Raw genomic sequence first — 22,302 nt, 5'->3', positions numbered from 1 at the left:
AGGCCGCTTTCCAAACTCTGGTTAACGAATCAAACATCAACGCTTGGAATTAAGGAAAGGTACGATTGGTATTCATTGCAACGAGAGTCATAACTCTGATTGCTGAAATAATAAACGCCCGCTATACAAGCAGGCACACTGGCTTAATGGTAGTGATTTTCTTTGCTGTCAGCAACCAACTCATGGGTTGGAAGTCGCATAAACCATGTGAGAAGAATAACAAGTACACAAATTAGGAAAGCCTTGACCCAAATGATAGGGGCAAAGTAGATGGATAACGCAAAACTCAACAAGATAAAGAATACGCCACGCGTTTTAACTTGTTTGGTTACGGCACCATGTTGGTACCAATTGTTCAGTAAAGGACCCAGCGTTTTATGCTCGTGCATCCATTTGTGAACTTTCGGATTACTTCGCATGAAGCATGCGCTAGCAAGAAGGAGAAAAGGTGTGGTTGGCAGAACAGGTAAAACTATCCCTAGAACTGCGAGAAATATGCAAAGGCCACCAGCTATATTCAGGCTTAAAACTCGAACGCTAATTGTGACCTCCTTGAGTCAGCTATCACCAATCGGCAATGAAAGCTTAACTAGAATGTTGCGTAACCATTGAATACTCGGATCAACGTAAGTGTTGCTGGTAGCAATGGAATCATTAAAAATGCGGCTAGAAAGCCTAAAAAGTAGAATACATTAAACGGGTCTTGAAAGTCTTTGTTATCTGCCATGATTGCTTCTTGTTTTTGTTAGTAAAGGTAAGTATCTGGCGAACCAAACCCGCTTTGCTAAATCGATATTTAACAAAAAAGGCATAGCCACACCATTTGCGCAACTATACCTTAATCAATTATTCACAAAAACCGAGGAAATATAGGGTTAATCGGTAGACCCTTGGTGTATGTCTAAACTAAAACTCGCTGCTCCAAGCAAGCTTAATGAAAGTTGGCAGCCTTGCTCAATCGGCAAGTCTCTCGTAATGAAATTCTTCTTACAGTTTTCACCTAAGCGTTCACCTGCGGCAATGTGTTGATTCATCTCACCATTCGACCAACGTCCATCTAAACCAGCAGGCAAAATAGAGATGGTACCCTCAGCAAGATTGGCGACACCAAACAAAGCATTAACGGGCGTGGCGCATTTCGAACACTCAATCCCCTTCTCTAAAATCTCGGCAATATCTTTGAGATCAACATTAAAATCTTTTCGATTTCTTATGTAATCGTGGAATAAGGCTCTCACCAGCAGTGTTGACGCTGAACTACCATTATCAGAAGAAGACGAATCGACGAGGTAAAAGGCAAATTGCCCATTCATCATCCAAGCGTAATCAAACACGAGTGGCATCATCTCTGTTGATTGCAGCAGTCGGTAACTACAACGCCACGAGCCTTGTCTTGTGTCTTTTTCGGGAAGCAAGGCATGCAATAAGTCTTTTGCCGCGCTCGGGTTATCTTGTAGGTAATTAAGGTGCCAATGCAGCTCTTGATCTTCGGGGATCTCTCCTCCGTCATCCACACAGAACCATTGGCTTGAAAAATCTCGTTGATCTGAAATATTGTCGAATGAATCTTTTAGCGTATTCGCTATCGCACTTCCTAAGTGACCGTGATCCTCTAGAGGTTTTGCCAAAAAGTCTTTAATACCAAATCGCAATGCTTTCGCCACATCAGACATGTCGTCGGTAGCAGACACGACGATCATAGGCAGTGACGGATATTCTAAACTGAGCTCTTCTACAAGCTCGATGCCGTCCAGGATCGGCATTGATAAGTCACACACAATTAAATCTGGTGCTGAGTCTCTAAGCTTTTGCAGAGCGTCCAGCCCATTTTCAGCCTCAACCACTTTATAACCAATCTTGTCTAAATACGCGCTGGTTATACGGCGAAAAATAGGATCATCATCAACCAACATTACGCATTTTTGGTTAATTACTTCCTGAGCCGAGGTCATTACTGGCTGACTGTGAGTTTTGTACATAATCTATAACCTCACAAAACTAAGTCGAATTATTATTGTTATCTGTTCTAAGAACTAATATAAAACTTAGTAATAAAATGCTAAATACACAAATTTGCACTCTTTACTGGTAATTCGTGACGAGGGTTGGAATACTTGTAAATAATGCAACGAGTTGACGTAACGCAAACATTGATCTCACTGTTACGTATAAATTAGATGAGATTGTAAACAAATGTGTCTGGATTTATGAAATTAGATGATTTAAACCTCTTTCGACTCGTCGTTGAAAATGGGAGCTACACCGCAACATCGCGCAAGACTATGATTCCGGTTGCGACCATTACACGACGCATCCAAGCCTTAGAAGACTCACTGAACCTGAGACTTCTCAATAGACACGCGCGTAAACTCTCTTTAACTGAGGCTGGCGAACGTTTTTTCAATGAATGCTCTCCGCTATTGCAACGTCTCTCTTCTACTGCAGAAGAGCTCACGGACGTGTGTAAAGGAGCTTCCGGTAAGATTCGTATTACGGCCCCCTCCAACCTGACCAAACGCATGATGATGCCAATGTTCAGCGACTTCATGACTCAATACCCAGATATTAATATTGAGTTGATGATGAACAACCAAGCCGATCAGCTTGATCCAACCGAGTGGGACGTGATTTTCCGCGTCGGCCCACAACGTGACTCAAGCCTAATCGCAAGAAAGATCAGTGAAGTAAAAGACATTCTTATTGCTAGCCCTGAGTACTTAGCGAAGAACCCGGCACCAAGCCATGCAGAAGAGCTGGCTAACCACTCTCTTCTAAAAGGCTACCCTCTGATTAAGTGGCAGCTGAGCAATTCGAATGAAGAGACAGTGGTGAACAGCGAGAAAGGCCGTTTCAATGCGAACGCGCTTAATGTTGTGAGACAAGCATGTTCTGAAGGCCTAGGTATCACCCTGATGCCTGACGTGATGATTCGTGAATACATTGAAGATGGCAGCTTAGTGCAAGTCCTAGAAGACTGGAGCGCTAACCCTCGTGATATTTACATGCTTTATAACCACAAAGACCACCTACCAGAGAAAGTTAGATTGTTTATTGATTTTGTGATCGCGTACCACATTCATTAGATTAATCCCCTATCTCAAAAACAAAAAAACCAGAGCCGATGCTCTGGTTTTTTATATTTTCAATACTAACGAAAACTAAGCGCCTTCGTTGTGTAGCTCTAAGTTCGCTAGATCTTGTTGAATCTCACGTTGAACCTTTGAGTCGTCGTTACGCAAAGAGTCTAGGAAATCTAGGTACGCTTGGTCAATATCGCCCGTTACATACTCACCGTTAAATACCGAAGTATCAAAACGAGAGATGTCTTGGTTACCCATACCTACTGCAGAGATTAAGTCTGGTAGCGTTTGGAAGATCAAAGCGTCTGCGCCAATCTGCTTACAAATCGTTTCGTTGTCACGACCATGAGCAATCAGCTCAGTTGCGCTCGGCATATCGATACCGTAAACGTTAGGGAAGCGAACCTCTGGAGCTGCTGAAACCATGAACACTTTGTTAGCACCCGAATCACGAGCCATCTCAATGATTTGCTCTGATGTGGTACCGCGAACGATAGAGTCATCAACCAATAGAACGTTCTTATCTTTAAACTCAGAACGGATTGCATTCAGCTTACGACGAACTGACTTCTTACGTTGTTGTTGACCAGGCATGATGAACGTACGGCCAACATAACGGTTTTTCACGAAACCTTGACGGTATGGCTTATTGATCGCTTGAGCGATGCGTAGCGCAATATCGTTCGATGTTTCAGGAATTGGGATAACCACATCAATGTCTAAGTCTGCATACTCTTCTTTAATACGCTTACCTAGCATCTCACCCATCTCAACGCGTGCGCTGTAAACCGAGATTTTGTCGATGAATGAATCTGGGCGGGCAAAGTATACAAACTCAAAGATACATGGGTTTAGTTGTGGGTTGTCTGCACATTGCTTAGTGAAAAGTTCACCGTCGAACGTTGCGTAGATAGCTTCACCCGGTGCTACGTCGCGCATGAAATCAAAACCAACAGCATCAAGTGCTACTGATTCAGATGCAACCATGTACTCTGTTTTACCATTAACTTCACGCTTACCAAGACACAGTGGACGAATACCATGTGGGTCACGGAATGCGATCATACCGTGGCCGATGATCATTGCCGTTACTGCGTAAGCACCACGAATCGTACGGTGTACATTAGATACAGCACGGAAAACGTCATCAGAAGTCACGTTACCTTTAACGGTATCGATCTCATGAGCCAATACGTTCAGTAGAACTTCAGAATCAGAGGTTGTGTTTACATGGCGACGATCTTTCTCGAACAACTTCTCACGAACTTCGTTTGCATTCGTTAGGTTGCCGTTGTGAGCCAATGTGATGCCAAAAGGCGAGTTTACGTAGAAAGGCTGAGCTTCCGACGCGCTTGAGCTACCTGCTGTCGGGTAACGAACATGGCCAATACCAACGTTACCTTGGAGGCGTTGCATGTGTTTTGCTTCAAAAACATCTTTTACTAAACCGTTCGCCTTACGCAGACGGAAACGATTGCTTTCTATGGTACAAATACCAGCGGCATCTTGGCCACGATGCTGCAATACCGTTAAAGCGTCATAAATAGACTGGTTTACAGGTGTTGAACCCACGATTCCAACAATACCACACATGTCCTAATCCTCGATTTTTCGACATTAACTGGCGCTAGAGCGCGCCAGATAAGAAACTAGATGTTGCTTGTAAATGCTCGAAGAACGGCGCAATGATTCGACTAAATTCCGGAACCAACTGCGAATTCTTCCACCACTCAGAACTTGGGAATGCAGTAAACGCATCCATGAAAAACAACACTGCAGAAACAATCAAAACACCACGTAAGCCACCAAAGACGACACCGAGGATTCTGTCTGTACCTGACAGGCCTGTTTTCTGAACTAGCTGACCGATGACATAGTTAACTAAGGCACCAACAACTAACGTTGCAACAAACAATGCTGCTATCGCAGTTCCGTTTCGAAACATCTCATCTTCGATATTGGTGAAGTACATCGCTAATTTAGCGTAGTACTGGCTAGCAATGAAAAATGCTCCAAACCAAATTACGAGTGACAAGGCTTCTTTAGCGAAACCACGAACTAAACTGATCACGGCAGAGAAGCCGATCACGCCTAAAATGACAAAATCTAACCAATTCATGAATTCTTCATCTTAAGTTGGCGCGCATTTTAACAGAAAAAATGCTGACGCAAACGTTTTCTTATGGATTTAACGGTTTAAATTTGAGCAATTGGCCTTTTGAACCCGTAATTTTTTCTAATTCCTTAATTTGTCGCTCAAGTTTGGATTTAGACACATCCGGGCCAATAATTACTCGCGTAAAAGTTTTTTCTTGCTTGGTGTGAGCTTGGTAACCACGCTTCTGCAAATCTTTAACAACGTTTTTTGCGTTGTCAGCATTCTTTAAAGCCATCAATTGAATGATCCAAGCGCTGTCTTGGTATTCATTTTTTTCTGGTACCGGCTTAACCACTACTGCCACTTTGTCTGCTTCTTTTTCAGAAGCCGACGCCGTTTGCGTATCTGAATTATCATCAACACCGCTTTCGACCACTCGCTCGACCGGAGAGTCCGGTAACGCTATCTGATCTTCAACGGGATCGAGTACTTCAAACACTTCAACATTACTATCAAGCTCTGGCTTAATCGGAATGCTTGCAAACTCTTCTTTATAGTGGAGCTTCTTACCATCGAGCACATCTGGCAATACAATCACGCCAATGGCCACTAAAATGATGGTGCCGACTAATCGGCTTTGGAATTTACTTGCCATTTAGTTTCCTTTTTTCTGCCAATGCTCCAAGACTTCGCCTACGGTATGGAAAGAACCGACCACCAACACAACATCGTCGCCTTGAACAGAAGCTAAAGCCGCTTCAAACGCTGAGACAGGGTTTGAATACTGCTCTACTCCTTCAGGTAGGCTTTTACACAATTCAGCGGCTGTTGCCGCACGTGGGCCTTGCAATGATGCTGGGTACCAATGTGTTGTGATAGGTGCTAATACTTCCAATGTCGCTGGAATATCTTTGTCATGAAGCATAGCGACTACAACGTGTAAATTTTTTCCTGCGTATTGCTTCGTTACTTGCTGTGCAAAGTATTCGGCTGAATGTGGGTTGTGTGCCACATCAAGAACAATCACAGGTTGATCGCTAATTTGCTGCATACGCCCAGGAAGCTGTGCGTTCTTCATACCATTAACGACATTCACATCACTGATGCTAAGTTCTGAAGTGCCTAATGCCATCAACGCGGTTGCTGCGTTTGGTAGCGGTAGGCTTGGAATAGGTAGAGATTCTAATTGGAATGCACCGCTACGCCAGTTCCAAGTGTCGCCATCCACATCGTAGGTGTATTGAATACCAACTTGATAGAACTCAGCCTTAATATCATCAGCGTGCGCTGCAACCGTAGCCGGTGGCTTAGGTTGACCACAGATAGCTGGCTTACCACTACGATAAATACCTGCTTTCTCAAAGCCAATCACATTAATATCATCACCAAGCCAATCAACGTGGTCGACAGCCAAGCTCGTAATCACAGACACGTCATGATCAACGATATTCGTTGCATCTAAACGACCGCCTAGCCCTACTTCCAATAGCACGACATCTACCGCTTCCGTTTGAAATGCGCGTAACGCGGCTAAAGTGCCGTATTCGAAAAAGCTAAGACTGATTTCACCACGTTCTTTCTCAATGAAATCGAAAGACTGAACCATCTTCTCATCAGAGAGATCTTGGCCATTGATACGAACACGTTCGTTATAGCGAATTAAGTGAGGAGAGCTGTATACACCAACAGAATAACCAGCATCCAATAGAATCGCTTCCATCAGGGCACACGTTGAGCCTTTGCCATTAGTTCCGGCAACAGTAATAACGTGTTGAGCAGGTTTGGTGAGGTTTGCCTTAGAGGCGACGGCCTGAACTCGGTCTAATCCAAGATCAATAGCACTGGTGTGGATGTTTGATAAATAATCAAGCCACATCTCCAAAGAGGATGTGGCTTGAGGAATAGGTTGTTGACTCATCTAACTCATAACCATAATAAAGTTGGTTTGTTAGAAGGTACTTTACCCTTTTTCTGGCGCTTCTGGTACTTCATAAGTAGCTTCATTCGGTGAATCGTTCACAGAAACTACTAATGGTGAAGGCTGGTTGGTCATTTTAGCAACAAGGCTTGCAACACGCTGACGCATCTCACGACGGTCAACGATCATGTCGATAGCACCGTGTTCTAATAGGAACTCACTGCGTTGGAAACCTTCAGGAAGGTCTTCACGTACAGTTTGCTCGATTACACGACGTCCAGCGAAACCGATCAGTGCTTTTGGCTCACCAATGTTGATATCGCCAAGCATTGCCAAACTTGCAGAAACACCACCCATTGTTGGATCAGTCATTACTGATACAAACGGTAGGCCTTTCGCAGATAAACGCTCTAGAGCAGCACTGGTTTTTGCCATTTGCATTAGAGACATCAATGCCTCTTGCATACGCGCACCACCACTTGCAGAGAAACAAACTAAACCACAGTTGTTTTCAATTGCAGCATCAACCGCTTTCACAAAACGAGCACCTACAACAGAACCCATTGATCCGCCCATGAATGAGAATTCAAAAGCACACGCTACGATAGGTAAACCAAGCAGTTCGCCCTTCATTGCTACTAGTGCGTCTGTCTCACCACTGTTTTTCTGTGCAGCAGAGATACGTTCTTTGTAACGCTTAGAATCTTTAAATTTCAGCTTATCTTGTGGCTCAAGATCAGTACCTAGTTCAACACGCTCACCTTTGTCTAGGAATGTATCCAGACGACGACGTGCTTTCATGCGCATGTGATGATCACATTTTGGACATACTTCTAGGTTACGCTCTAGCTCAGCATGGTAAAGAACCTGCTCACAAGAAGTACATTTAGTCCAAACACCCTCAGGGATAGACGCTTTACGAGATGTTACGATGTTGCTTTTTTCTAGAATCTTTTCAAGCCAACTCATGGAAGACCTTTTTGTTTCGATTCTTCCGCTTGATTGCGAAAGAAATAAATTTGGGAATTATGCGTGGGAATTAAAGCACATAAAACAGCGACTGTAGATAAAAAACTGGTTGTACCTATTTTCTGGGACTATCTTACGCACTAAACCGTAATAATTTTTGAACCTAAGTCTCACATTTAGTTCAAATTATCCGGTAAAAATAGAGGGCCAATTGGCTCTCGTGGTAGTTCAAAATGTTCAGGATAATCAACGTCCACCAGATACAAGCCTTCCGCTTTTGCAGTCGCACCTGCCACTTTTCGATCTTTGGCCTCTAAAAGCCACTGGATCCACTCTGGTTTCTGCTCACCTTTACCTACCGCAATAAGGCTACCAGTAATATTCCTCACCATATGGTGAACAAACGCATTCGCTTTAATGTCGATCACTATGTAGTGTCCATGACGAGTCACGTTTAAGTGAATCATGTTTCTCCATGGGCTACGGGATTGACAGTGTGTCGCTCTGAATGAAGTGAAGTCGTTCTCGCCTAACAAGTACTGACCCGCTTCATGCATTTTTTTCTCATCCAGATGACCATGATAATGGCTCACGCCTGAATTCAGAATGCCTGGGCGTAGTGCATGGTTAAAAATAATGTAGCGGTAACGGCGCGCAGTCGCTGAAAAACGAGCATGGAAGTCCTCATTCACTTCTGTGGCCCAACGAACCGCAATATCTTTTGGCATGTTGGCATTCGCGCCCATTGTCCATGCCACCATTTTACGATCGACATTAGTTTCAAAGTGAACGACTTGTCCCGTACCGTGAACACCGGCATCTGTGCGCCCTGCGCACATAACTTCTACTGGGTGATTCGCGACAACTGAAAGAGCCTTTTCCAATTCTTCTTGGACACTTTTCACGTCTCGTTGGCGCTGCCAACCAAAGTAGTGGGTACCGTTATATTCAATACCTAAAGCAATTTTCATGTTCTTGTTCTCTTTGAAAATGGGCGAGAAGTATATACGGAAATGAGTGCTAGCCCAAATAGGATGGGGCTAAAACTTCAATAAACCATCACCATCGGCCTAGGCGAGCTTTGAGAAGCCAAATAAAACGACGACTCTTAACCTCAGCTAAAACAAAGGGTAGCCAATGCTACCCTTTTCGTTTCGTTGAGCTTATCGACCGTTTAACGTGTCGATGAGATTCTTGGCCTCGCGGCGAATGTCATCACTTCCGTCAACAATCGCCTCTTCTAGCAGCTTAATCGCTCCTTGAGGATCACTCATCTCGATGTAGATTTTAGCCAAATCAAGCTTACCTGCAGCCTCTGCATTGCTATCGACATCATAGTTGCCAATATCGCCGATCACATCTGGGAATTCATTTAGGCCAACATCCAGCTTCAATTCTTCATCATCTGGATTAATGACCTCTTCGCCTTCTTGCTCGACTTGCGCCATCAGTTCATCAATCGTCATGTATTGTTTATCACGACCATTGCCTGATTCGGTTAAGTTATCTTGCTGCCCCCAATTCTCTTCTTTGATTTTTGGTTCGGCTTGTTGCTCTGCCGATGCCCAAATTTCTTGTTGATCATCAGGTACGTCATTGTGCATGCTCGATTGCTGTTCTGGCGCTAAATTAAAGCCTTTCCAGTCTTCGCCGCCCACTTCAAGCATTGCATCAATGTCTAGCCCTGCGCTATCAATCGATGTTGCATCAAGAGGTTTGTCGAACATGTTATCGACAGAGTCTTGAACGTCTTCCGAAAGCAACTCAGCCAGTGCTGTCTCATCAAAATCATCAAAGCCTTCTAGTGGTTCGTCTTGAACCGCCGTTGGCGCTGAGTTTGACTCTACTGGCGCTAGGTCTAATTCTGAGAGTGCACTCGATGATACCTCTGGCTGCGTAAAACCAGCCAATTCAGACTCTTCCACATCCGATAAATCATCAGCATGACTGAAGCTTTGCGGGTTTGAGAACAAATCGTGCAATGCATCTTGCTCTTCACCTTGTGGGCTGAAAGAGGTTAGCGGTGTTGGCTTCTCAGCAAACGCATCAGAGATGGCTTCATCTTCACCGTACTCTGGTAAATCAAGCTCATCGAACTCTACACCTTCATCTTCTGCTACAGGCTCAGCACTGCTTTGCTCAATATCGTCTAAGACAGAATCAGCTTTCGCACTCTCTTCATCGTATTCAGGCAGATCAAGGTCATCGAATTCGAACTTCTCTGTGCCATCAGACAAGTCTTGCTCTAGCTGTGCTTCATCCGGCTCACTCACCACTTCAGCTAATGCATCTTCTTCACCGAATTCTGGTAGCTCAAAATCATCAAACGAGAACTCTTCTTCGCTTTCTGGTTTCGCAGTGTCAGCCTGTGGTGCAGCATCTAGCTGAGGCTCAGCGGTTGGTTGCGATTCAACACTTGGTTGAGAATCAATAGCTGGCGTTACTGGTTCTGATGTTAATTCAGCATCAGCTTCTGCTAGTGCATCTTCTTCACTAAATTCTGGCAACTCAAAGTCATCGAACGAAAATTCTTCGTCGTCTTGAACCTGAGCGTCAGTTTTAGGTTCAACATCTAATTGGGGCTCAACAGCAGACACTGCTAGTTCTGGTGTTGCTTCAGCATCAGCGTCTGCCAGTGCGTCTTCTTCACCGAACTCTGGCAGTTCAAAGTCATCAAACGAGATCTCTTCGTCGCTTTCTTGTTCCGCTATTTCTGCTTGTGGTGCATCAGCTTCTGCCAGTGCATCTTCTTCACCAAACTCTGGTAATTCGAAGTCATCAAACGAAAATTCTTCTTCGCTTTCTTGTTCTGCTACTTCCGCTTGCGGTGTCGCTTCAACTTGCGGTTCAGCGTCTAATTTAGGTTCAACAACAGGTGCTACAGACTCTGGTGTTACGTCATTTTCTGTTGATGCTTCTGGTGCAGACGTCTCATCTTCAATCAGCCAATCGTCGTCTTCTGGTACGCCGAATTCATTTGGAATGATTTCTGGCATATTTGCGGCACGAACTGGCTCTGGCTCTGGCTCTGGCTCTGGCTCTGGCTCTGGCTCTGGCTCTGGCTCTGGCTCTGGCAAGGATTCAACGACATCTTCAAATTCATCGCTACCTTGAATTTTCGGCTCAAAGTCGAAATCAGAGTCGATGTTAGCTGGAGACTCTACATCGTCGATCGCTTCTGCTAACCAATCTTCAACCGTCTCTTCTTCATCTTCCGAGATATCACTCAGTGACGCTGGTGAAGCTTGGTTTTCAAAGCTAGGCGCGATTTCTTCGTGACTGTCTGGTGTATCTGTTGCTGTCGGCTCAAGCGCTTCTTGTTCTAACTCAGCGAAAGCGGGCTCTTCAAAATCAGAGTTTTCAGATAACAGCGAATCAATATCCAGTTCGTTATCTTCAACAGACGGTTCTGCTTGTTCCGGTAATGAATCTAAAATATCCGAACTTGATGTTTGTTCTGAGTCCGCAGCCTTTTCGCTTGGAGCTTCAACTGGCTCTTCAATCGCTTCCAATAAATCACTGTCATCAGACGTCATCAATTCATCAATCAACGCTTCGTCTGTAGTTTCTAGTGAATCATCAAGCAGCGCATCTGTTGCTGGTGCTACACCAAATAGATCATCGATAAAGTCATCACGATTAAAGGCTTCATCATTCTGTGGCTTAACATCATCGCTTTCTGGCTCAGAGCTGTTTTGCGTCTGTTTTGAATCTAATAGCTCATCGTTAATTTGCTCAGGTTGTGATGTTTCACTAACGTCCTCAGCTTGCTCTGGTTCGACTTCAGAAGGCTCTAACGGTAATGGAGTAGTCTCTGCGTCTGGGTGTTTAACAGGCTCATCGCTGACTTTGTCAAAATCAAAGGCCGCGTCTAACTCTTTATCAAACGTCTGCTCTTCTGATTCAAGCTCGTCTTCAATGCCGCTTGTGAGTAGATCATCAAACGGGTCTATAGACTCCGTGCCCTTCTCGCTCGCTTCATCTGTTGATGCATCATCAGCTAACAATTCGCTATCAAGGAAATCATCAAGCAGATCGGTGCTATCTGCATCGAGTTCAAAGTCATCATCGTCAGAATCACCGATCAGCTCATCTAAAGTTTCCGTGCTATCTTCGGCAATGCTTAGCTCATCGTCCGTCGATAGGCCAGAAAGCTCTTCCAGTTCAGACAGAGAATCAAAACCAAGAGGTTCGCTTTCAGACTCATCATCCGAATCGTCCCCTAGCATCTCATCAAGAAGATCTGTTGAGTTACTTAGGTCAACGTCATCGCCTGCCAGTTGCTCATCAAGCAGATCAACACTGTCTTGAGTTTCTTCGTCTACGATTGGCTTATCAAACTGAGACAGGATGTTTTCGATATCATCATCCGATGCCAAACCGCTGTTCAAATCTTTGGTAACTTCGTCGTCGCCATCAAGATTGAAAGGGTCGTTTAGATCATTTTGAGCGGCAACCTGAGCAAAGATATCATCAATATCGTCTTCTACACTTGGCGCTGCTGATTGTGCTACTGGCTGTGGAGTCTGCTGTTCAGAGATCAGAGTATCGATATCAAAGTCGTCATTGCTCAAATCCGCAGGCTTCGCATCACTCTGTTGCTCTGAGATAAGCGCATCAATGTCGAAGTCATCGGTAGCTGGAGTGGTTCTCGTCGAAGGCGAGTCATTTTGCTCTTCCGAAATCAAAGCATCGATATCGAAGCTATCATCGTCTTCATCATCAAGGGCGAACAGATCGTCTAGCAGAGATTGGTCTAGCTCATTGGAACCTAAATCTTCCGTCTCAGCTTCTTGAGATAGCAGAGCTTCAATGTCGTCAGCAGATATTGAGTTATCATCAGAAAGGTCAAAATCAACATCATCAGAATCTAGAGCACTCTCAGCCGTTTTATCAAGCGCGCGCTCCATCTCTTCAAGGCCAAGCGCCTTCTCTTCACCATTAACACTGATGCCGTTGCTGCTGTCTAAGTCCAGATCATCGAAGTTAGTGTCTAAGTCACCGTTTTCGCCAATGCTGGCAAACGGGTCATCATCTTCACCGTCGAGATTGAAATCGAGATCCGATTCGTCTAAACCTGCAAATACATCGTCTTCTTCAGCCAGTGCTTGATCATCAAACAGCTTATTGGCGTCATCTTCAGTACCAAACAATTCATCATCGAGAGACAACTCGTTATCAAGGTCGTCCATCTCGTCGCCGAGAGTGATAGGTGCAACGCTGCTTGCTTCAGGTTGAATCGGTTGATCTTGCGTAGTTTGTTGTTGGTCATCGTTTTTAGAGCGGCGACCCAATAGCACAACAATGATTAAGCCAAGCAGAAGGCCTGGAATAATCGCCAGAGCAGCCACTAACCAACCGTTAGACAACAGTTGATCCATCGCACTTGGTGCCATTTTTTCAATTTCAGCGTTCTTTCTGCGCTCTTCAGCCAGTAACTTTTCAACTTCACTGCGGATACGGTCTTCATCGCTGAGTTCTGTTTTCAGTACATCCACTTCTGACTGTACATTCGACAGCATTAAGCGAAGTTGATGGTTCTTCTCTTCAAGTGAAAGTAATTCTGTTTCTGAAAGCTCTAGCTGTTTCTCAAGCTTATTCATCTCTTTCGCTGGAGATGATGGAACAAGCGAGGCCGGTTTCTTAGCGGCTTCAGTTGAGCTAGCTTGTTTTGCCGGCGTGGTATTTTTCGAGCCAGTATCCGATTGATTTGACGCTTGCACTGCTTTTGGCTTTGAAGCTGCCGGTTTCGTCGCTGGATCATCAAGCTTCGCTAGGTGCGAGTTCATGATATTGATGGCTTGCTGCGTCGAGCTTGCTCGCGCTTGCTCTAAAGAAGGCACGCGTAGATTGCTAGCAGGCAACAGACTATGGATGTTCTGGTTTTCAAATGCCTGAGGATTTAAGCGATAAATTGCCAACAAGGTCTGTTGGACTGAAACGGAGTTATCCGGACGTAATCTTGAGGCGATAGACCACAGCGTCTCTGAACCACGAGTTGGACCATAGAAACGAGAAGGCTCAGCGCTATTTGACTGCGCTCTTGAGAGAGGTTCTGAAAACGTAGGCGCTGATTGTATTTGGCCATCAGGCCCAACAACTCGAATGGAATCTGCACGAACAACGGAAATCTGAGTCGCAATGATAACGGCAAAAGGCATTAACCACTGCTTGAAAATTTGAAACATAAAAGGCTCAGCTAGGTGCTTAAATTCGGATAAAGTGATGATCTATTAAATATATCGGATAAATGACGTAAAACTATAGAGATGAAAACAAAAAATGTGTTGCAGCGACAATATTCGCAGCAATTTCACACAATTTGGCTAACAATATTTTCAATCGATTAAAAAAGCCCCACTAAAGAGTGAGGCTTGTTTATCAAAGCAGTAAAGCTTAGAAGTAATCGCGAATCAGAACTTCAGCGATTTGCACTGCGTTTGTCGCTGCGCCTTTACGAACGTTATCAGCAACCACCCACATGTTCACGCCGCTGTGATGGCTGATGTCGTTACGAATACGACCAACCATTACGTGGTCTTTACCACCAGCATCACGAACCTGAGTTGGGAAGTCTAAAGCTTGGAAAACTTCAACGCCTTCTGTGTTCTCAAGAAGCTGAACCACTTGCTCTGCACCGATTGGCGCGCGAGTTTCAATGTGTAGAGATTCAGCGTGACCGTAGAATACTGGTACGCGAACACACGTTGGGTTCACTGTTATTGAAGAGTCAGCAAAGATTTTTTGAGTTTCCCAAACCATCTTCATCTCTTCACGCGTGTAGCCGTTCTCAGTAAACTCATCGATTTGAGGAATACAGTTGAACGCGATCTGCTGAGAGAACGCTGAATTTTCAGCTGGCATGCCGTTAAGAAGCTTAGCAGTTTGACCTGCTAGTTCATCGATACCCGGCTTACCTGCACCAGACACAGATTGGTAAGTTGAAACGTTAATACGCTCAAGACCTACTTCATCATGAATTGGTTTTAGTGCTACAACCATTTGGATAGTAGAACAGTTAGGGTTCGCAATGATGTTGCGGTTACGGAACTCAGCAATCGCTTCAGGGTTCACTTCTGGCACAACCAGAGGAACATCATATTCGTAGCGGAAACGTGATGTGTTATCGATAACAACCACACCTTCATCCGCAGCGATTGGAGCCCAACGCTCTGAAAGTTCGCTACCTGCAGAGAAAAACGCAATATGTACTTGAGACCAATCGAAGTCTTCTACGTTTTGTACTTGTATTGTTTTGCCGTTAAAACGGGAAGTTTTGCCTTCACTACGTTCACTTGCTAGTAAGTGCAGTTCACCGACAGGGAATTTACGCTCTTTAAGTACTTCAAGAATGGTTTCACCAACCGCACCAGTCGCACCTAAAATAGCAATATTAAATTCTTGGCTCATTGTTTCTCTCTTTTATAAAGTTGGCTTTACCATAAAACCGAGTTTAGATAACGGCGTTAAATTACAAGATTCGTCGCCCGTTAACTCGACAGCACTGTACTCTCTGCGGTCCCAATATTCTTTACGCATCTTGTCAAAAGAACCCGGCGTAGAGATATTGCGACGGAATAAGGCGTCGTCTTTGCGCACATCATAGATCAACTGAGTCAAATTGTGCAGTGTTGCTTCGTCCCAAGCTCTATCTAATTTCATTTGAGGCACTGGTGCCGTCGGCAGAAGATCGCTTGCATAAGCACGTTGTTCCGTACCTAAAAACTCACAATAGCTGTTGAAGATCATGGTCGTACCGCGCGCTTTGCCCTCTAAACCATAGCCCGCTACGTGAGGCGTTGCGAAAGCAAGCAGTGGAAGTAATTCCATGTCGACTTCAGGTTCAAACTCAAACACATCCAGAACCGCAGTAAAGCCATCTGCTTTTTGTAAACGAGCTTTTAGCGCTTGATTATCCACGACGGGGCCACGAGCGGCATTAATCAGGATTTGATCAGCGCGGAAGTTGTTCAGTACCTGCTCATTAATCAAGTGATGCGTTGGGAACTCACCGGTTTTAGTAATTGGCGTATGCAGCGTGATAACGTCTGATTGCTCAAGCAGTGTCTCTAGCTCAGTAAACTCACGAGTGTCGCCCTCTTGTTGCTTAAGAGGATCGTTAAGCAGAACTTTAATACCAATACCTTCTAGGCATTTCGCTAAGTAGCTGCCCACTTGACCACAACCGATAATGCCGACCGTTTTGTCAAACACAGAGAAGCCTTGTTGCTGCGCAAGTACCATCATTGAACTGAACGCATACTCAGCTACACCGACCTTGTTACAGCCAGGTGCCGCGGTAAAGAAAATGCCACGCTCTTTCATCAACTCTTGGTCGACGTGATCCATACCAGCCGTCGCAGTACCAACAAACTTCAGTTTATTGGCTTTGCTGATCAACGACTCGTTCACCTTGGTGACTGAGCGAATCATTAATGCTTCTACGTCAACTAGGTCGTCAGCAGTAAGTGTGCGACCAGACTTCATTGTCACTTCCCCTAGCTGGCTAAAAAGCGCTTCAGCATAAGGCATATTTTCGTCGATTAAGATTTTCATTGGCGAGTACTTTTGTTGGGGTCTATCGACCTAAATGTGAATTGAAATGATTGTGCAAAATTCCACTCACGGTGTCGAGTAGCAAATGGAATACATTATGATTAAAGGCTTGTTGAGATGAGGATTAGCGACCCTAATCTGACTTTATTATCCAAGCCTAAAACGAAAAATGCCCGATTGAATAAACAATCGGGCAAACATCCAGAACAAAAGGATCCTATCTCGCTCTCCAGGAGACAGAGTCTTGCGTCTGTTCAACCAGTACTAACTAAGTTACTACTGATCAAGCTCTGGAAACCTTTCAACTTTTAAACCTAGATTTTAAATCTATGCTTAAAAAGCTTTGTTCTGTGGTTCATAGCTAACGAGTTACCTGTGCGTGTTGAATCGACACTCGCGTAACCCGTTAACGATTAACCTTTGTATAGCTAACTCAAGCCTGAATTAAGCTTGGTACTTTTTGATTACTAGCGTTGCGTTCGTACCGCCGAAACCAAAGCTGTTAGACATAACCGTAGTTAGCTCTTGCTCGCGAGCTTCAGTTACGATATCTAGGCCAGCAGCTGCTTCGTCTAGGTTAGAAACGTTAATGCTTGGAGCGATGAAGCCGTTGTCTAGCATTAGCGTTGAGTAAATCGCTTCGTGCACGCCAGCAGCACCTAGAGCGTGACCAGTCATCGCTTTCGTTGCAGAAATTGCTGGGCTGTTACCGCCAAATACTTCTTGGATAGCGCCTAGCTCTTTAACGTCACCAACTGGAGTTGAAGTACCGTGAGTGTTCACGTAGTCAAGGCCATCAACGTTTTGCATAGCCATCTTCATACAACGAACCGCGCCTTCACCAGAAGGAGCAACCATGTCGTAGCCATCTGAAGTTGCGCCGTAACCTACGATCTCACCGTAGATTTTTGCGCCACGAGCAACTGCGTGCTCAAGCTCTTCGATTACTAGCATGCCGCCGCCGCCAGAGATAACAAAACCGTCACGGTCTGCATCGTAAGTACGAGAAGCCAGCTCAGGAGTGTCGTTGTACTTAGTAGAAAGTGCGCCCATCGCGTCGAACATCATAGTCAGAGACCAATCTAGTTCTTCACCGCCACCAGCGAATACTACGTCTTGCTTACCCAGTTGGATAAGCTCCATCGCGTGACCAATACAGTGTGCAGATGTTGCACATGCAGAACTCATAGAGTAGTTCACACCACGGATTTTGAAAGGAGTTGCTAGACAAGCAGAAACCGTTGAAGCCATTGTACGTGGAACCATGTATGGACCAACACGCTTAACGCCTTTCTCACGGATGATGTCTACTGCGTTTACTTGGTTAAGTGAAGAAGCACCACCTGAACCCGCAACGATACCCGTACGGTCATTAGATACTTGATCTTCTGTTAAACCAGAATCAGCAATTGCTTGCTCCATTGAAAGATATGCGAATGCCGCCGCATCACCCATAAAGCGCATTTTTTTGCGATCGATATGGTCAGCTGGGTTCATTTTTAGGTTACCCCAAACTTGAGAGCGCAAGCCATTTTCCTTGAACTGCTCTGAAGCGGTAATACCAGATTTACCCTCTTTCAGTGATGCTAAAACTTCTTCGACGTTGTTACCGATACTTGAAACAATACCCATACCGGTGATTACGACTCGTTTCATGTGACATTCCTATAATTCTAAATTCAGCTAGATGATAACTAAGAAGCCTAACAAAAGTGGTCAGCTTTCCTAGAAATTCGTACAATCCCTACCAACATATCGCTTCAAATCACAAAATGATAGATTTTATGACTTCAATTACTAATGCAGAACTGGAATGGAATGAGTCTGGCACGCCAGTTTCAGACCAATTTGACGACGTTTACTTCTCCAATGTTAACGGTTTGGAAGAAACTCGCTACGTCTTTTTAAAGCAAAACCACCTTCCAGAGCGTTGGGTTGAACATCAACAACGTCGTTTTGTCATTGCAGAAACCGGCTTTGGCACAGGTCTTAACTTTCTTGCGGTTTGGCAATGGTTCGATACTTTCCTTAAAGATAACCCTCAAGCTATTACCAAAGAGTTACATTTCATCAGTTTTGAAAAATATCCTTTAAATAAAGAGGATCTCATCAAAGCACATCAATCGTGGCCAGAATTGGCCGAGTATGCGACGCAACTCCAAGAACACTACCCTATCGCCCTGCCGGAATGTCACCGCATTGTGCTGGGTGATGGCGCTATCTCGCTTGATTTATGGTTTGGTGATATCAAAGATTGTATGCCTAACGTCCCTACACCAAAACAAGGCTTAGTGGACGCTTGGTTCCTAGATGGCTTTGCTCCGAGCAAAAACCCAGAGATGTGGAATCAGAACCTGTTCAACGGCATGGCCAAGCTGGCTAAACAAGATTGTAGCTGTGCGACCTTCACCGCAGCTGGTTTTGTTCGTCGTGGTTTGATTGAAGCTGGCTTTGAGATGAAAAAGGTTAAAGGTTTTGGGACTAAGCGTGAAATGATCGCAGGCCGACTGGGCGAAAAACACGCTCACACCAACATCAAACCTTGGTATGGCCTATCAGAGCACAGTGACTCGCAAGACATCGCGATCATTGGTGGTGGTGTTGCGAGTGCAGCACTCGCTAAAACGCTGAGCCGCCGTGGTAAAAACATCACCCTTTATTGCGAGCACCCACAAGCAGCGGGCAATGCTTCAGGCAACAACCAAGGTGCAATTTACCCCTTGTTAAGCGAAGCGACATCGAACGTTTCTCGCGTGTTTGGACCTGGTTTACTGTTTGCTCGTCAGTTCATCAATCAGGCAGCGAAATCTATTCAATTTGATCACAGTTGGTGTGGTGTGAATATTCTGATGTGGGATGAAGGCTCAACCAAAAAGCTCAATCGCATGTTGGAAGGCAATTTCCATACAGATTTGATTCAGCGTCTATCGCCAGAACAAGCGAATGAAAAGATTGGCCTACCGGTTGATAAAGAGAGTGTTTACTTCCCACTAGGTGGTTGGTTAAGCCCTCTACAACTGACACAAGGCTTGATCGAAAAGTTAGAAGAGACCAACCAAGTTAGTGCTCACTATCAGCATCAAGTAACTCAGCTTAAGTGGCTCGAAGTTGAACAACAATGGCAACTTACCATTGAGACACAACAAGGTGAGATTCAAACTAAACATGACCAAGTGGTAGTTGCGAACGGCCACAAGTTCACCCAGTTTGAGCAGACTCAGCCTGTACCTCTAACGCCAGTTAAAGGCCAAGTAAGCCATATTCCGACCACGGAAAACTTGACCAAGTTAAAAACCGTGCTGTGCTTTGATGGTTACCTAACGCCGCAAAACCCCAATAACGGCCACCACTGCATTGGTGCGAACTACGACAAAACCAATATTGACCAAGAGTTTGATATTGAGGTTCAGCAACATAATGGTGAGCGCCTGCACGGATCGCTACCAGACCAAGAGTGGACAAAAGATGTCGATACCAGTGGCAACCTAGCGCGCCAAGGTATCCGCAGCGTAAGCCGTGATCACTTGCCATTTGTCGGCAACGTGGGTGATTTCGAAGCAATTAAAGATCAGTACCAAGACCTGCACAACTTTAACCCACAGCGTGACTCGGTTGATGATGTTCAAACAGTCACAAGCTTCCCTAACTTGTACTGTTTTATCGGGCTGGGTTCGCGCGGTTTAAGCTCTGCTCCATTGTTAGCTGAAGTGTTAGCGTCGCAAATCTGTGGTGATCCGCTTCCTTTGCCTGTTGATGTGCTTGAAGCCATTCATCCAAGCAGAATGTGGGTGCGCAGGCTGCGAAAAGGGAAAGCATTAACCGCTGGCTGGGTTGCTGATAAGCACTCTAAAACAAACCAATAGACTCTAGTTCAACTATTCTGAACATCTAAAACATCAGAATATTGGAAAGACCTGAAACTAAAAGCTAAAAAGCCCGAGTGACGTTATGTCCCTCGGGCTTTTTGTTGACCGTATTTTTCTAAGCGTATCGACGTTTACAGCTTAGCAACCGCGTCTTTGATCTGCTGAGTAATCTCTTCGTTGCTTATAGAACCAGACTCAAAATCAAAGTTATCGTAGAAGCTTGGTACCGAAACTGACGCTTTTACGTTACCGCCAAAGTATGGTGCTGAACCTGTCGCTGCTCCAAGTACCGTTTGTGCGCCACCAGGGCCCGGTGAAGTAGCAAGGTATACCGCAGGCTTCTCGCCAAACACAGAGCGCTCAATGCGTGTCGCCCAATCAAATAGGTTTTTATACGCTGCTGGGTAGTGGCCGTTGTGTTCAGCGAAAGAGATAACAAATGCGTCCGCTTCTGCTAGGTCACGCAAAAATGCTTGTGCACCTTCCGCTTGGCCAATCTCTTTTTCAGTGTCTTCACTGAACATAGGAACATTGTAATCGTTGATGTTTAGAACTTTAACTTCAGCACCTTCAATCAAGTTAGCTGCGTAAGTTGCTAGAGTTTTGTTGATAGAAGTAGAGCTTGTGCTTGCGCCAAATGCGATAACTTTCATGATGTGACCTTTTCTGTAATTCCGTTAAGTGGGGTTAGAATAACGTAGTCAGAAAATGGAACCATCACAAGGATTGAACGGACTCATTCAAAAATTTCGAATGAGTCTCAAACTATTCACGACTCAGCAAAATGAAAAGGAAGGGACTGAGCGGATAATGATAAATAACCAGCGATTAAGCTTGGTTTTGCAATTCAACCCATAGGTCATTAACGATAGTGCGGTCTGCTGGCGTTAGTTCAGAGCGAGCGTCATCTAGGCTCTTTTCGATGCGTGCTTTAACTTCTGCTACGTCTTCAATGCCTTCTTCTTCACATGAAGCCACTGACAGAGAAATATGACCACGTAAGTAACCACCAGCAAACAGTTCATCGTCTGATGCGTTTTCAATGCGAGCATCAATTACTTCAAGTAGTTTTTCTTCAAATTCGATAATCATAATATTCTCTTATTTCACAATAAATTGGCTAGCACATAAAGGTTCTACATCGTAGAAGCTGCGTAATGCTTCAGAGAACATTTTTACGCGAGGCGGAAAGCCCACTTCAAAGATACCCATAACTTCGCTATGTACTTTATTCATAAAGGCCAAACGATCTGGCTCAAAATCGCCGTGTAGATTGTCACAGCTGACATTAAAAGGAAAGCCTGCGCTCATCGCAATGATCCATTCATACGCTTGCGGGCGAATTTCTACTTTTTCAAACTCAGCTTGAACCGATTCCGTTCGACCGTCAGGTTCATACCAATAGCCAAAATCTTCCAGTAAACGACGCTCAGGGCCAGCAACGCACCAGTGTGCGATCTCATGGAGTGCAGAGGCGTAAAAGCCACGTGCGAACACGATTCGATGATGTGGGATAGTGTCATCAGCAGGCAAATAGATCGGCTCATCAGCCCCTAGCTCTAGTTTGGTATTAAAGCTTTCAAAAAAGGTCTGATTGAAGATATCGATAATGTCTGAATATTGGTGTGTCATAAAATCAAATTTAAGTAAAAAGAACTGGGGCATTTTGCGTTTTTTTAAGCGCTTGGTAAAGCCCTATCAAGCGTGATGACATTGGGTTCACCATTATACTTTACGGTGACAATCGATTGCCATTCCCAGATTACACCACTTTAAGGTGAGTGATTAGTTTAGCTAATCTGAAACGCCCATTCA

18 protein-coding genes are annotated in these 22,302 nt (G+C 44.7%); 2 read left to right on the top strand and 16 right to left on the bottom strand.

All coding sequences use genetic code 11. The annotated features are described in order from the left end of the window. Positions 1 to 143 precede the first annotated feature (143 nt). The 3 genes from L1D37_RS10380 to L1D37_RS10370 form a co-directional block, all read right to left on the bottom strand. Complete coding sequence (locus L1D37_RS10380; RefSeq protein WP_029225617.1) at positions 144 to 515, bottom strand: YbaN family protein; 372 nt, start codon at positions 513 to 515, stop codon at positions 144 to 146. A gap of 74 nt (positions 516 to 589) precedes the next feature. After that, positions 590 to 727 (bottom strand): hypothetical protein, encoded by a 138-nt coding sequence (locus L1D37_RS10375; protein ID WP_017067606.1) that lies wholly within the window; start codon positions 725 to 727, stop codon positions 590 to 592. A gap of 148 nt (positions 728 to 875) precedes the next feature. Further along, positions 876 to 1,979: a response regulator gene (locus L1D37_RS10370; protein WP_239828825.1), complete on the bottom strand. Its 1,104-nt coding sequence runs from the start codon at positions 1,977 to 1,979 to the stop codon at positions 876 to 878. 228 nt (positions 1,980 to 2,207) lie between these two features. On the opposite strand from L1D37_RS10370, the gene L1D37_RS10365 reads away from it, so the two are divergent. After that, positions 2,208 to 3,083 carry a LysR family transcriptional regulator gene (locus tag L1D37_RS10365; protein ID WP_060982248.1) on the top strand — a complete coding sequence of 292 codons (876 nt, stop codon included), beginning with the start codon at positions 2,208 to 2,210 and terminating at the stop codon, positions 3,081 to 3,083. A gap of 75 nt (positions 3,084 to 3,158) precedes the next feature. Here L1D37_RS10365 and purF read toward each other — a convergent pair whose 3' ends face one another. From purF to fabB, 10 genes are all read right to left on the bottom strand, one after another. Then, positions 3,159 to 4,673 (bottom strand): amidophosphoribosyltransferase, encoded by a 1,515-nt coding sequence (gene purF / locus L1D37_RS10360; RefSeq protein WP_017629925.1) that lies wholly within the window; start codon positions 4,671 to 4,673, stop codon positions 3,159 to 3,161. A 34-nt stretch (positions 4,674 to 4,707) separates the two neighbouring features. After that, positions 4,708 to 5,199, bottom strand: a complete 492-nt coding sequence (locus L1D37_RS10355; protein WP_009848678.1) for a CvpA family protein — start codon at positions 5,197 to 5,199, stop codon at positions 4,708 to 4,710. Between the two features lie 61 nt (positions 5,200 to 5,260). Continuing rightward, positions 5,261 to 5,833, bottom strand: coding sequence for an SPOR domain-containing protein (locus L1D37_RS10350; protein WP_239847862.1), 573 nt, complete (start codon positions 5,831 to 5,833; stop codon positions 5,261 to 5,263). Next, complete coding sequence (gene folC, locus L1D37_RS10345) at positions 5,834 to 7,096, bottom strand: bifunctional tetrahydrofolate synthase/dihydrofolate synthase (protein WP_239847861.1); 1,263 nt, start codon at positions 7,094 to 7,096, stop codon at positions 5,834 to 5,836. It abuts the gene before it with no gap. 42 nt (positions 7,097 to 7,138) lie between these two features. After that, positions 7,139 to 8,065, bottom strand: a complete 927-nt coding sequence (gene accD, locus L1D37_RS10340; protein WP_176680227.1) for an acetyl-CoA carboxylase, carboxyltransferase subunit beta — start codon at positions 8,063 to 8,065, stop codon at positions 7,139 to 7,141. A 176-nt stretch (positions 8,066 to 8,241) separates the two neighbouring features. Continuing rightward, positions 8,242 to 9,036 (bottom strand): tRNA pseudouridine(38-40) synthase TruA, encoded by a 795-nt coding sequence (truA, locus tag L1D37_RS10335; RefSeq protein ID WP_004734161.1) that lies wholly within the window; start codon positions 9,034 to 9,036, stop codon positions 8,242 to 8,244. 192 nt (positions 9,037 to 9,228) lie between these two features. Further along, entirely contained in the window at positions 9,229 to 14,253 is a 5,025-nt protein-coding gene (locus L1D37_RS10330; RefSeq protein ID WP_239847860.1) for a FimV/HubP family polar landmark protein, read from the bottom strand. Between the two features lie 208 nt (positions 14,254 to 14,461). Then, positions 14,462 to 15,475 carry an aspartate-semialdehyde dehydrogenase gene (locus L1D37_RS10325; protein ID WP_010436890.1) on the bottom strand — a complete coding sequence of 338 codons (1,014 nt, stop codon included), beginning with the start codon at positions 15,473 to 15,475 and terminating at the stop codon, positions 14,462 to 14,464. A 12-nt stretch (positions 15,476 to 15,487) separates the two neighbouring features. After that, a complete protein-coding gene (locus tag L1D37_RS10320; RefSeq protein WP_239847859.1) occupies positions 15,488 to 16,621 on the bottom strand; it encodes a 4-phosphoerythronate dehydrogenase in 1,134 nt (377 codons plus the stop codon). A gap of 444 nt (positions 16,622 to 17,065) precedes the next feature. After that, positions 17,066 to 18,277 carry a beta-ketoacyl-ACP synthase I gene (gene fabB, locus L1D37_RS10315; protein ID WP_239847858.1) on the bottom strand — a complete coding sequence of 404 codons (1,212 nt, stop codon included), beginning with the start codon at positions 18,275 to 18,277 and terminating at the stop codon, positions 17,066 to 17,068. A gap of 128 nt (positions 18,278 to 18,405) precedes the next feature. On the opposite strand from fabB, the gene mnmC reads away from it, so the two are divergent. Further along, complete coding sequence (gene mnmC, locus L1D37_RS10310) at positions 18,406 to 20,484, top strand: bifunctional tRNA (5-methylaminomethyl-2-thiouridine)(34)-methyltransferase MnmD/FAD-dependent 5-carboxymethylaminomethyl-2-thiouridine(34) oxidoreductase MnmC (RefSeq protein ID WP_239847857.1); 2,079 nt, start codon at positions 18,406 to 18,408, stop codon at positions 20,482 to 20,484. A gap of 134 nt (positions 20,485 to 20,618) precedes the next feature. On the opposite strand, the gene L1D37_RS10305 is transcribed toward mnmC, so the two are convergent. The 3 genes from L1D37_RS10305 to L1D37_RS10295 form a co-directional block, all read right to left on the bottom strand. After that, positions 20,619 to 21,140, bottom strand: a complete 522-nt coding sequence (locus tag L1D37_RS10305) for an NADPH-dependent FMN reductase (RefSeq protein WP_239847856.1) — start codon at positions 21,138 to 21,140, stop codon at positions 20,619 to 20,621. 175 nt (positions 21,141 to 21,315) lie between these two features. Continuing rightward, positions 21,316 to 21,579, bottom strand: coding sequence for a YfcL family protein (locus L1D37_RS10300; RefSeq protein ID WP_017632537.1), 264 nt, complete (start codon positions 21,577 to 21,579; stop codon positions 21,316 to 21,318). A 9-nt stretch (positions 21,580 to 21,588) separates the two neighbouring features. Beyond that, a complete protein-coding gene (locus tag L1D37_RS10295; protein ID WP_239847855.1) occupies positions 21,589 to 22,119 on the bottom strand; it encodes an elongation factor P hydroxylase in 531 nt (176 codons plus the stop codon). Positions 22,120 to 22,302: the final 183 nt, after the last annotated feature.

The organism is Vibrio sp. Isolate33 (assembly GCF_022397895.1).
In the GTDB taxonomy this organism is placed as follows: domain Bacteria; phylum Pseudomonadota; class Gammaproteobacteria; order Enterobacterales; family Vibrionaceae; genus Vibrio; species Vibrio pomeroyi.
Note: the sequence above shows the minus strand (reverse complement) of the source record. Positions and strands in the feature narration are given on the sequence as shown.